Genomic DNA, 11,532 nt, shown 5'->3' with positions numbered 1-11,532 from the left:
CAGCCGCTTGTTGCTGTCAGCGACGATCGCCGCGAGGGCATCAATCTGGCCACCGTTGAGGAATTCGCCGCGGGCATCAGCCTGAGCAACGACCTTGGTGAAGGCGTCGTAGGTCATAGATAAGAGCTCCTATTCTCGACGCTAGCGTCGGGGTTGGGTGGATCGGTGAGGTCATTTGATGATGACCCACGTAGCCATCGAAAGCATCAGATTCACGGCGATGCCCGTGGGCCGAATGCCTTCGCTTGACCTCGTGCATTCTGCGAAAGAACGGCGCACTTCGATGGGAAGTTCACAAAGGGTCATCACTATTGTCAGGCCATGCCGTGACCGTGCCCAAGGTTGATTGAAATCTGAAGATTTTCCGTAGCTCTGTTTGCGAGCAGGCCATAAAAAACCCGGCGCTGATGAAGCTGCCGGGATCGAGATGGGCGGAGATTGAGGAGAAGCGCTAGGGGTGGAAGCCCCTTGGCCCACTCGGCTCAGTTGACAGGCGAAACGCTGGCCACCCGACCGCCCTGGCGGTGGATCGCTTGCTGGGCTTCCAGCAGCTTGTCGAAGGTCACGAAGCGAACGATGCTGCTGCGCTTGTGCAGGCGGTAGTTGGTGAGGCCGGTGGCCTCCACGCGGTAGACGCGGGATTTTTCACCGATGCCTCGGGCGCTTTGGGTGATCGATTCGTTGGCGGCGCCGGTGGGCTGGTAGCCGGCCCCCTTGGCGTTGGGGCTGACGACGGGAAGGGCCCGATCCTGGTGAAGGGCCTTGCCCAGCCGGGAACTGTTGCCGGTGAGGTCGCCTTTGACCGAGGCGGCGACCCCACGGGTGAGTTGAAGCAGCCAGGAAAACTGGCGGCCGACCTGACCGGCGGAGTAGTCCCAACCGTGCAGGAACGGCACCTGCTCTTCTCCGAAGCGGTTCTGATACTCCTCACTGTCGATGTAGGAATCAATCTCCGCCTCCACGCCATGCTCTTGCAGTAGCGAGAAGTGATGGAGCATTTCAGCTTTCCCTTCTGGCGCACGACCGAGCAGATGCTTGAAGTTCAGCTCAATGAAATGGTAGGGATTGGTGTTATTAAAAAACTTTTCGCGATACAAACCACTCTTGGCCACCGTGCGAACGAACTCACGCACGCTGAGGTAGCCGTTGCGGAACAACGATTCAGCGCCGGTGAGGCGCTCGTTGGCCATCAGGTACTGGTAACCAAGCACCTGGCGATACACCGCATTGATCAGTGCGGTTTTCTCCTGATCGGAGCCAGCGGCCCAGTTCTCATTGTTTTGGTTGCTGGCGTAGCGATCGAGGCCCAGATAGGCGGCGTTGACGAGGGTCATGGAGGAGGCACTCGGGTGGTGGGGAGAAAAGAGTCAAACGGCGAGAGACGCCGACGAAATCCGGCCGCAGCCTAGGGGCCGCAGCCGCAGCGTTCCTTCTGTGTCCAACGGGAGCGCTCCCAATTGTATGGCTGTCGGTAGGACATTTTGGGGGGTATGCGCCGGAATTGTTACACCCAACACCACGCGCAGATCGATTGTTTAGTCATAAAAAAAGGGCCCCCAAAGAGGGCCCCGGCAACAGGTCTGAAGGATCCTTGGGGGATTCAGATCAGAGCATTGATGGCGTAGTCGATGTAGTTGTTGGCGATGACACCGGGGTCGCCGGCAATGCCGTGGTTGGCCTTGATGTAGGTCAGGGCTTCGACGTACCAGGAGGGGGAGAGCTCGAACGCACGGTTGATCTCGTCGAGACCGGCGATCAGGTACTCATCGAGGGGGCCGGTGCCACCAGCCACCAGGGAGTAGGTGACATGACGAAGGTAGTAACCGATGTCACGGGCACACTTGGCCTTACCGCGGGGGGTGGAGGCGAAGTTGTTGCCCTGCTGCTGGGTGGTGTAGGGGTACTTGTTGTAGACGGCCTGGGCGGCGCCGTTCACGAGCTCATCAGCCTTGGCGGTGAGGGCCTTGGCAGCTTCAAGGGCGTTCTTGGCGCGCTCGAAACGACCGAAGGCAGCGTTGAGCTCGGTGTTGCTCAGGAACCGACCTTGTGAGTCGGCTGCGGCAACGGCCTCGGTGAGGGGAGTCTTCGACATGGGTAGAAGAGAAGGAGAAGAAGAGTTGGACCAGAAGGACCGAGGGGATCAGCCGACAGCGGCGGCGGCGCGGTCGAAGTAGGTGCCGATTTCGGAAACCAGGGCGGAGCAGTCACCGGGGGTGATGCCGTTGCGGTCGTTGACCAGACCAAGGGCAGCGTCCTTCATCTTGCGAACGCCTTCAGCCACGGAAGCGCCGGGGACGCCGAGGGCCAGGTAGGTTTCGCGGAGGCCGTTGAGGCAACGATCTTCCAGCACGGACGCATCACCGAGGTAGGTGGCGTAGGTGATGTAGCGGAGGATGATGTCCATGTCGCGCAGGCAGGCGGCCATGCGACGGTGGGTGTAGGCGTTGCCACCGGGGGCGATCAGAGCAGGCTGCTGATCAAACAGATCGCGGGCGGCGTTGGTGACGATGCTGGAAGCGTTGGAGGTGATCCGGTTCACAGAATCCAGCCGCTTGTTGCTGTCAGCGACGATCGCCGCGAGGGCATCAATCTGGCCACCGTTGAGGAATTCGCCGCGGGCATCAGCCTGAGCAACGACCTTGGTGAAGGCGTCGTAGGTCATGTGTAAGGGGCTAGGAGATCCAACCCGAGGGTTGGAGGTGGGATGGAATTGGGAGGCGTGGGCTCTTGGGGGAGGCCCCACGGTGTCTCTCGAGGCGGCTGGCGTAAGCGCCCGGCCAGTCGATTGAACCCTCATATTGTTGTTCCTGCTTATGGCCACCATGAGCAGGTCTTAACAAATGGTCACTGCCTCTGGAAACCAACTGCGCTGCAAGGGGTTTGCCCAATGCCTTAAGGGCGCTGGGGGTTGACCATGTCACAACGGAGACAGCGAATGTTGCTCCTTGAACCTCTTGGTGCCGCAGCCATGAAAAGCCCCCCGTTGAGGGGGGGTAAATCAGGACTTCAAGCCCAACCTGGGCCAGCGTCTCAGCCTTCGGCGGGTGCCCCTGGCCTCTTGTTGCTCTTGCGGGGCGCTGCCGGTTTGGCGGAGGCGGCGGTGCCTTCGCCAGTGACGCTCACACTGGTGATCTTGCCGCCCATGCGGTTCACCATCTGCAGCGTTTCATTGAAGCGGGTGAAGGGAATGTGCAACTCCACATCGGAGGAGCGTGCGTAGTCGTTGCGGGCCAGCCCGGTCACCTGGACGGTGACCTGACGGGTGGAGCTGGAGCTGGTGCTGCGGTTGCCTGCGGAGACCTTCATAGTGTTCGAAGAAGACAAGACGTCAATGAGCGGGGTTCAGTTCACCGGAGTGATGCTGGCGATGCGACCGCCTTCCCGATGGATCTGCTGCTGATACTCAAGCAGTTTGTTGAAGGGGATGAAGCGCACGCGGTTGCTCCGCTTGTGGAGGCGGTAATTATTGAAGCCGCTGATTTCGACGCGGAAGGTGCGACCTTCCTCGCCGGCACCAACGCCTTGGCGGGTCACCCCATCGGCGCGGGCTGAGCGGAAGGTGGAGCCCTTGGCGTTGGGGCTGATCACGGGCAGCGGAGCTTCCTTGTGAATGGCGGGGTTTAGTCGGGACTGGTTCTTGACGATGTCACCTTTGACAGAGGCGGCGACACCGCGGGTGAGTTGCAGCAGATAGGAGAACTGCAGGCCGTGTTGGCCAGCCGAATAACCCAGGCCGTGGATGAAGGGAACCTGCTCCTCTCCAAAGCGATGCTGGTACTCAGTGCTGTCGAGGTAGGAGTCGATTTCAGCTTCGAAGCCCTTCTCTTGAAGGATCGTGAAGTGGTGCAGCGCCTCTGCCTTGTTTTGGGGGGCGCGGCCAAGGAGATGCTTGAAGTTCAGTTCAATGAACTTGTAGGCATTTGTGTCGTCGAAGAAGCGGCGGCGGTACTCACCGCTCTTGGCCACCTGACGAACGAACTCGCGCACGCTGAGGTAACCGCGGCGGAAGAGGGATTCCGGACCCTCCAGGCGCTCACTGGACAGAACGTACTGGCGGCCGAGCACCTGTTGGTAGACGGCGTAGATCAGCCGGGATTTTTCATCGTCGTTGCCGTTGGGCCAGTTTTCCTTGCTGCGATCGTCAACAAAACGCTTGATGCCCAGGTAGGCAGCGTTGGCGAGAGTCATGGGGATGTGGGCCGAGGAGGAGAAGGACGGAGCAGCGGGGAGAGCAGCCTGCGGCAGCTAATGCTTGCGCTGGAGGGCGTGGCGCTACCCGTGCGGAAGCCGGATCAGATGCGCCTGGCTGAGATGGGCCAGGTCACACCGACTCTGAGGCTGCAGAAGGATCCTATGGGTGACATTTGAGCTGCATCCGGGGTTTTCAGAATCGTTACAAATTCAGGGACTGGCGGCCCGGCGAGGGGCCGATACCATCCGGCCAGATTCCGTTCCCAGGGGGCCATGGCCCATTCCCCTCTCCCGCCACCCTTGCAGCAGCGGCTGAGCGAGCAACTCCGGGCTCTGAGCGAAGTGAGTGAAACCCTCACGATCCGGTTGCTGGAGTTGGAGGAGCGGTTGCAGCGGGCCGAGCATCACTTGGAGCAGGTTGGACGCGAGGCTCAGGGCGATTCAGAACTCCCAGGTTCCACAGGCCAGATCTTGGCCCAGACGGAAGCGCGTCTCGCGCGGCTGGAGGACTGGCTTCAGGATCATCAAGGGGCCCGTGCCCGCTCGGCTCCCTCGGTGCTCCCCTTCCCCAGAAGCGTGGCGGGAGAGGCGGACAACGCCATCCATCAAGGCGATTTCGGCGTTGATCCCTTCCCCGATGAGGCAGAGCAGAGGTTCATGGACGAACTGAGTGCCTGAGCAGAACCACGTGGTGGCCGAGGGTTCTGATGGCCGCTGCCCTCGACCTCCACCGTGGCCAACGCAACGCCGATCGATCCGCTCAACCAGTGCTCAAGATCGCGGCGGCGGTGGTCAGCAGCACACGGCCCACCTCCAGGGCGCCGATCGCCAGGAAGGCGAGCCAGATCTTCTTTGCGATGGCGGGGGGCTCACCTCCGACCCAGGCGGGGGACATGGAACCGTCGCCGAAGGGATCAGCAGGCGCCCTGCGAGCTGTGATGTCGCGCCAGTAGGCGTCGTAGCGCGGGGCTTTTTGGTTGAATGGCAGGTTGCCTTTGGCGTGTCCAGGGAGTACCCGGGAGCGCTGATGGGGCACCTCGTCGTAGCCGAAGTTCTCGAGGTATTCATCCGATTCAAGCAGGGCATCAACGAAGGCTTGTAGTCCCTGTTCGGCGATCACGATCGACCAGGCGATCCTTTCTTGATCACCATGCACATCGCGGCCGAGAACCCGGCCAATCAGTTGCTCCACGAGCCTGTAGTTGCTATTGACGCGATAGAAGCCTTCACGGAATCTCCTGGACAACAGCAGGCCACGCACGAAATCGCGGGTGTTGATCGAGCCGCTGCGCAGCTGGGATTCCAGCACTGGTTCCCGATCGACTTTGAAGGCGTGGAAGAAGATCTGGCGGTAGGACCGTTCGATGAGTTCATCGAACGCCTCGGGGTTGGGGCGCCCACCGTCGGGGAGGCGGCGTGGTGATTCGTCGTTGCCGATCAAAAAGCTTTCGACCCTTGCGTTCTGGGTGACGGGGCGGGTTTCAAGCAGGGGCAGAGCCATGGCATGGGGATCGAATCGCACGGCAACCTAGGGGACGCCATTGAGCACATTCGCTTATTGCCAACATCGCTCACAGAGCTTCACAACGCAGACCTTCATGAAGTTTCTGGCCTCAGGCGCTGAGCCAGTGGTCCGGGATCTCTTCGCTGTAGTCGTCCGTGCGTTCGAACTGGAAGGGCCCGGCCAGGGCTCCCCAGAGCTGCTCATGGGTCTGGGGATCATGGCCGCGATCGATCGTGCGCATGCCGCCAGGGTCGAGTTCAAAGCTGCTGACCAGGTAGGCCACGGCGCCCTTGCGCTTCACCAGGCAGCGGCAGCCAGGTTCCACCTCACCTGTGAACCCCTCGGGGGTTTCTCGTACGACGTAGTTGCAACCTTCCAGCACCTTCAGGTCGGATTCAGCGATGGCGGCCCGGCGTTCGGCATCATCCACGCCGCCCCAGAACCGCTGGTCGTCGTGCAGGGCCTTGTTCTGGATGATCAGCCCCTCGGGCCGCTGCTCTGCCCGCAACACCCGGATGCGGTAAGGGCGGCCGGGATCAAAGGCATAGGACTGCTCCACGAGCAGCGAGCCTGGCTCCAGCTGCGGCAGGGGCCGGAACTTCACCAGGATGTGGGCAAAGATCGCCGGGTTGTCGAAGGCCTGTCGCTGGTTGCTGAACCCAGCGCTCAACTGGCGGAGCAGGCGTGGGAGGGGAGTACTCATGGCCGGGGATCCTATGGAAGCCGATTTTCGCTGCCAACGGATTGGCCTTGGGGGGGCAGCGGGTCGGTGCTGGGGTCGCTGTTGGGTTGGTCCGGTCCCCTGCTAGAGACGTTGCGGTCCATCCTGATGGGGGGGCGCCCGGGCTAGAGGTGACGGTGGCCATGGACGAGCTTCGGGGAAGGCTCAGACGGCATTGGTTTTTCCGAGGCCTAGCAGGCGGGTGCGGAATTGGGCCACCTGCCGAGCGACCTGCGGGGAGCTCAGGGCGAAAGGGTGCTCCCCCACCTCATCGAGGATCAAGTCGAGCTTGGCTTCTGTGCTCAATCCGTGCTTGGGCTGCAGGAAGGTGTGGCGCTTCCAGGCCTCATCAAAGACCATTGCGAAGCTGTCGGCGTTGTTGAACAGCTGGGAGGGGTTGGGCTCGGGCGGTGTTCCCATCGAACGGTGCTCGAGACGGTGATGCCAGGACCCAGATTTGAACTGGGGACACGGCGATTTTCAATCGCCTGCTCTACCAACTGAGCTATCCCGGCCTGTCGCATCAGCGACGGGCAGATCTTAGATCACGGCCCTTCGCTGGGGTCCGAGCCAGGCACAGCAGGCCCTCCACGCGGTAGCCGGCCGCGCCCAGGGCCGTGGCGGCGGCGCAGGCGGTGGCGCCCGTGGTGAGGATGTCGTCGACGATCAGCAGCGGACGTCGCCGTAGCAGTGGACCCGGCCTCGCGGCGCCGGGCCGGCAGCGGAAGGCTCCCTCCTGGTTGAGGGCTCGCAGTCCCTTGCCCAGGTGGTGTTGCCCCAGGGTTGGACGGGTTCGCTCCAGTGGTGTGACCTGCTCGAACCCGAGGCTGCGGCTGATCAAGTCGGGCAAGGGGTTGCCCTGGCGTTTCCAACTCGGGATGGCGACCACCAGGGGGCGGAGCGGGCTTGCCGCCCAGGGCTCGGCCAGGCGCTCGCCCAAGCTGGCGATCACCACGGGGGAGGGGTTCTGCCGCTGGTGCAACAGCAACCGCCGCAGTTGGCCTTCATACAAGCCGAGGCTCCACCAGGGAAGCGGCTGATCCCCGTGAATCCCCAGGGGAGGAAGGTCGAGCCGGTGAAGGCAGGATCCACAGGGGCCTGGGCCGGGGGCACCTGGCTCAAGGGGGTTCTGACAGAGGGGGCAGCAGGGGGTGGCGATCAGATCCAGGCAACCCTGAAGCAGCTGAGCCAGCACGGCAGCATCGCCCGAAGGCGTGGGTGGGACCCGCTCAGGATTCCCCGCCCTTGGCGGGCAGGGCCCGCAGCATCGCCACCAGGGTGCGGTGGGCGTCCTCGCTGTCGCTGAGGGTGTGATCGAACGGCACTGACACGAGCGATCCCGCCACCTCCAGCACCATCCCCTCCGGTGTCACCTGCGTCATCACGGCCCCATCGGTGGCTTCGACGCCGCCGTAGTGCCGGGCGAAGTCCGCCACCGCCTCGGCGTGGTCGGCATTCATGTGACGGCAGATGCGGTCGCTGACGCTGGCGGTGAGGGGATCGGCGGCCATGGGGAGGGGTGGGGGCTGATGACGATTCTGAGGCGTGGTGTTCAGCCGGCGCCGAAACGCTGCCAGAGCAGCAGGCCCAGCCGCAGGGCGCTGAAACCGACATAGCCGGCCAGCACCAGGAACAGACCCATGGACAGAACCGTGCGCAACCGTTCGTTCATGGTCTTCGTTGCGGCAATAAGGAAGGGCCCATCCTCCACCCTCCCAGGGCCAGGCGGGCTGTGCCGAGGGCGGGGGCCAGCCCGGGGCGGTTGAGCACAGGGATCCCCAGGGCCCGTTGACGCAGCAGGCGCCATTGGGGGTTGCGGGCGCCGCCCCCCAGGCTGATCACCCGCTCCAGCGGCGGGGCCCCCAGCTCCGCCAGCCGCTGCCAGCCCTGGTCCTCGATCGCGGTCAGTCCCTCCAGCAGGGCCTGGAGATAGAGGGCATCGCTGATCGGCCTGGGCTCCAGCACGGGCTCCAGCTGGGGGGCGTCCACGGGGAAGCGCTCGCCGGGAGCGGGTAGGGGCCTTAGCCGCAGGCCCGAGGGGCGGCGGGGATCGATCTGGCGGCTGAGCTGTTCGATCTGCGCAGGTGTGAAGAACCGACGCAGGATGCCGGCGCCGGCATTGGAGGCCCCACCCACCAGCCAGCGGCCGCCCACGCGGTGGTTGGTGAGCCCGGGGCCTTCCAGGGGGGCGTCCACGAAGCGCTTGAGCACCAAGGTGGTGCCAAGGACGCTCACCCCATCACCGGGGCCTGGGCCCGCGGCCAGCACGGCCGCATTGGCATCGGTCGTGCCGCTCACCACCTGGCAGCTGGCCGGCAGCCCCAGCTGCTCGGATGCCTGTGGGCCCAGGGGCCCCAAGGCGGCGCCACTGGGCACGACCTCGGGCAGGGCGCTGCTCCAGGGTTGCTGCTCGATTCGGCCCGCCCAGGACTCGCGCTGCAGATCCCAGCCGAGGCGGAGGTTGTTGCCTTCTTCGCCCCAACGCCAGTGGCCCAGCAGCCAGCCCATCAGCCAGTCGGCCTGATGGCGCAGCAACAGATGGTGGGAGTCATCGAGGGCCCCTTCCCGGCTGAGCAGGTTCAAGGCGCGCGCCAGGCTGCCACTGGCGCTGGCGGCGGCGCTGCCGGCGGGCACCAGCGACGCCAGGGCTCCGGCCTGCTCAGGGCAGGCCCGGTGGTAGGGGAGAGCCGGCCCACGGGTGCTGCCATCAGGGCCGCAGAGCAGCAGGGTTCCGGAGGTGCCGTCGAGGGCGATGGCACCCACCCGGGCCCGCAGGGGCTCCTCGAGGGTTCCGATCAGCTCCACCAACCCTCGGCGCCAGCCTTCGGGTTGCTCGAAGGGCAGGGGATAGCTGCCGCTGCGCTCGCTCAGCAGGGTGCCCTGGGCATCGATCAGGGCCAGCCGTAGCCCGCTACTGCCCAGGTCGATGCCCAGGGCCAGATCGGGGCTGGGTTCCTGGGAGGCCCCCACCGGGGCGTCCGGACTCAGGCGGAAGCGCCCACCCGGCTGGCCGTGGCCTGCTGCAAGCTGGCGGCGATGGTGTCCACGTTCTCCCAGGGCAGATCCAGGTCGCGGCGTCCGAAGTGGCCGTAGGCCGCCACATCCTGATAGAAGCGGCCACCGCGTTGCTGGGGCAGATCGCGCAGGCCGAAGGTGGCGATGATCGCCCCGGGGCGCAGGTCGAAGTGTTCCTGAACCAGGGCGGTGAGGTCTTCGTTGCCGAGGGCGCCGGTGCCGAAGCTCTCCACAAGGATGCTCACCGGCCGGGCCACGCCGATGGCGTAGCTGAGCTGCACCTCCACCTTGGAGGCCAGCCCAGCCGCCACCAGCGCCTTGGCCACGTAGCGGGCGGCGTAGGCGGCGGAGCGGTCCACCTTGGTGGGATCCTTGCCGGAGAAGGCGCCGCCGCCGTGGCGGGCATAGCCCCCGTAGGTGTCGACGATGATCTTGCGGCCGGTCAGGCCCGCATCTCCCTGGGGCCCCCCGACCACGAACTTGCCGGTGGGGTTGACCAGGAAACGGGTGCTGCCCTTCACCGGCTTGAGATCGAGGTCGCCGGTGGCGGGCTCCACCACATGCACCCAGAGGTCGGCGGAGATGCGCTCCCGCAGGCCTTTCTCATCGCTGATGCCGTCGATCTCGGCCACGTGCTGGGTGGAGATCAAAATCGTGTCGATCGAGACGGGCCGGTTGTCTTCGTAGACGACGCTGACCTGGGTCTTGCCGTCGGGCAGCAGGTAGCCCAGGGTGCCGTCATGGCGCACCTGGGCCAGCCGGCGGGCCAGTCGGTGGGCGAGGCTGATCGGCAGGGGCATCAGCTCGGGGGTCTCGTCGCAGGCGAAGCCGAACATGATTCCCTGGTCGCCCGCGCCCACCTTGTCGAGGGGGTCGCCGTCGTGGTCATCGGCCTCGTTCACCCCCTGGGCAATGTCGGGGGACTGCTGGTCGAGGGCCACCAGCACGGCGGCGCTGTGGGCGTCGAAGCCCCCGGCCCGGGCGCTGCTGTAGCCGATCTGCTCGATCACCCCCCGCACCAGGGTGTTGAAGTCGACCCGGGCCTGGGTGGTGACCTCACCTGTGATCAGGCAGAGCCCCGTGTTGACCACGGTCTCGCAGGCCACCCGGCTGGCGGGGTCCTGGGCCAGCAGGGCGTCGAGCACGGCGTCACTGATCTGATCACAGATCTTGTCGGGGTGCCCTTCGGTGACCGACTCCGAGGTGAAGACGTAACGGCTCATGCCGAGTGGCTGCGGAAGGGAGCGTTTGAGCCTATCTCCAGCCCATCGGCAAGGATGTGCCGTTGTTGGCTGCTGGACGAGTGCTGAGGCAGCGAGGTCGCTGGCTTAGGTGATGCTCAGTTCTGACCAGTGCTCCAGGGGGTGGTGGGGGGCGCTCAGGTCAGGGCGGAGACTCCAGCCGGAGCTGTAGCCGATCACCACCGGTACACCGGCGCGCGCGGCCATGGTCAGATCGCTGTCCGCATCACCAATCAGGGCACAGTCGGAGGGAGCAATGCCCAGAGCGTCACAGAGTCCGTGAACGGCCGCTGGATCCGGCTTGCAGGGGCGGTGGTCGGCACTCCAGATCGCCTGGAAGCCATCCTGCAGGCCATGGCACTCAAGGAAATGCTGAATGCCTGAGCTTTCGTCGTTGCTGATCACTCCACAGCGCACACCGGCTTGCCGTAAGGCCAGCAGCAGTTGGGTCAGGCCTGGAGTGGGTTGGCTCTGGGGCAGGGAGCCACTGCCGAGGAGGACGTCGCCTTGGGCGAACACCGCCTCGCTCTGGGACAGGGCCTCGGCCCAACTCAGCCCCACCTGGCAGAAAGCCGTGGCGGTGGAGATCAGGTTGTGGGCCCTTGAGGCCACCGCCGTGGTGCCGGCCGGATCGATACCGCCCACGCCGAGCCCGTAGGCGCGCTGAAGCAGATCTCGCAACTGGGTTCCCTGCTCGATTGATACCCGCTCGATAGCCGCTTCGATGCGGGCCGATCCAAGCTTCACCAGCAGCGGCTCACTGTGGCTCAAGGTGCCGTCCTTGTCGAACAACACGGCGCGAACGGGGCCCAGATCCTCTCCGCGAAGCAGCAGGCGTGCCATGGGGGGGAAGGGCCCTG

Annotated in this window: 14 protein-coding genes, 1 tRNA gene and 1 pseudogene; 1 reads left to right on the top strand and 15 read right to left on the bottom strand. The window is 64.7% G+C overall.

The features are described 5' to 3' along the window. The 6 genes and pseudogenes from KBY88_RS15535 to KBY88_RS15510 form a co-directional block, all read right to left on the bottom strand. A pseudogene (locus tag KBY88_RS15535) lies at window positions 1-117 on the bottom strand (phycocyanin subunit beta); the annotation flags it as partial. Window positions 118-482: 365 nt separating this feature from the next. Further along, entirely contained in the window at window positions 483-1,334 is an 852-nt protein-coding gene (locus KBY88_RS15530; protein WP_254940849.1) for a phycobilisome rod-core linker polypeptide, read from the bottom strand. A 266-nt stretch (window positions 1,335-1,600) separates the two neighbouring features. Next, on the bottom strand, window positions 1,601-2,092 hold the full coding sequence (gene cpcA / locus KBY88_RS15525; protein ID WP_254940848.1) for a C-phycocyanin subunit alpha: 492 nt from the start codon (window positions 2,090-2,092) through the stop codon (window positions 1,601-1,603). A 48-nt stretch (window positions 2,093-2,140) separates the two neighbouring features. Then, a complete protein-coding gene (cpcB, locus tag KBY88_RS15520) occupies window positions 2,141-2,662 on the bottom strand; it encodes a C-phycocyanin subunit beta (protein ID WP_254940847.1) in 522 nt (173 codons plus the stop codon). A gap of 368 nt (window positions 2,663-3,030) precedes the next feature. Beyond that, window positions 3,031-3,306 carry a rod-capping linker protein CpcD domain-containing protein gene (locus KBY88_RS15515; RefSeq protein ID WP_254940846.1) on the bottom strand — a complete coding sequence of 92 codons (276 nt, stop codon included), beginning with the start codon at window positions 3,304-3,306 and terminating at the stop codon, window positions 3,031-3,033. Between the two features lie 36 nt (window positions 3,307-3,342). Beyond that, complete coding sequence (locus KBY88_RS15510) at window positions 3,343-4,188, bottom strand: phycobilisome rod-core linker polypeptide (RefSeq protein ID WP_254940845.1); 846 nt, start codon at window positions 4,186-4,188, stop codon at window positions 3,343-3,345. Window positions 4,189-4,464: 276 nt separating this feature from the next. On the opposite strand from KBY88_RS15510, the gene KBY88_RS15505 reads away from it, so the two are divergent. Next, complete coding sequence (locus KBY88_RS15505; RefSeq protein WP_254940844.1) at window positions 4,465-4,869, top strand: hypothetical protein; 405 nt, start codon at window positions 4,465-4,467, stop codon at window positions 4,867-4,869. Between the two features lie 82 nt (window positions 4,870-4,951). Here the strand turns inward: KBY88_RS15505 and KBY88_RS15500 are convergent, their stop codons facing one another. The 9 genes from KBY88_RS15500 to KBY88_RS15460 form a co-directional block, all read right to left on the bottom strand. Then, on the bottom strand, window positions 4,952-5,692 hold the full coding sequence (locus KBY88_RS15500; protein ID WP_254940843.1) for a phycobilisome rod-core linker polypeptide: 741 nt from the start codon (window positions 5,690-5,692) through the stop codon (window positions 4,952-4,954). Window positions 5,693-5,804: 112 nt separating this feature from the next. Continuing rightward, entirely contained in the window at window positions 5,805-6,398 is a 594-nt protein-coding gene (locus KBY88_RS15495; RefSeq protein WP_254940842.1) for a chromophore lyase CpcT/CpeT, read from the bottom strand. A gap of 183 nt (window positions 6,399-6,581) precedes the next feature. After that, window positions 6,582-6,836, bottom strand: a complete 255-nt coding sequence (locus tag KBY88_RS15490; RefSeq protein WP_254940841.1) for a hypothetical protein — start codon at window positions 6,834-6,836, stop codon at window positions 6,582-6,584. 22 nt (window positions 6,837-6,858) lie between these two features. Continuing rightward, window positions 6,859-6,931: transfer RNA gene (locus tag KBY88_RS15485), tRNA-Phe, on the bottom strand. Window positions 6,932-6,939: 8 nt separating this feature from the next. Then, a complete protein-coding gene (locus KBY88_RS15480) occupies window positions 6,940-7,428 on the bottom strand; it encodes a ComF family protein (protein ID WP_254940840.1) in 489 nt (162 codons plus the stop codon). 217 nt (window positions 7,429-7,645) lie between these two features. Beyond that, window positions 7,646-7,927, bottom strand: coding sequence for a DUF2470 domain-containing protein (locus KBY88_RS15475; RefSeq protein ID WP_254940839.1), 282 nt, complete (start codon window positions 7,925-7,927; stop codon window positions 7,646-7,648). A gap of 157 nt (window positions 7,928-8,084) precedes the next feature. Further along, a complete protein-coding gene (locus KBY88_RS15470) occupies window positions 8,085-9,386 on the bottom strand; it encodes an FGGY-family carbohydrate kinase (protein WP_254940838.1) in 1,302 nt (433 codons plus the stop codon). Between the two features lie 14 nt (window positions 9,387-9,400). After that, complete coding sequence (gene metK / locus KBY88_RS15465) at window positions 9,401-10,654, bottom strand: methionine adenosyltransferase (RefSeq protein ID WP_254940837.1); 1,254 nt, start codon at window positions 10,652-10,654, stop codon at window positions 9,401-9,403. Window positions 10,655-10,759: 105 nt separating this feature from the next. Further along, window positions 10,760-11,515, bottom strand: coding sequence for an HAD family hydrolase (locus tag KBY88_RS15460; RefSeq protein WP_254940836.1), 756 nt, complete (start codon window positions 11,513-11,515; stop codon window positions 10,760-10,762). Window positions 11,516-11,532 lie beyond the last annotated feature (17 nt).

The organism is Cyanobium sp. Morenito 9A2 (genome assembly GCF_024345575.1).
Lineage (GTDB): Bacteria > Cyanobacteriota > Cyanobacteriia > PCC-6307 > Cyanobiaceae > ATX-6F1.
This window is presented reverse-complemented; position numbering and strand designations above follow the sequence as displayed.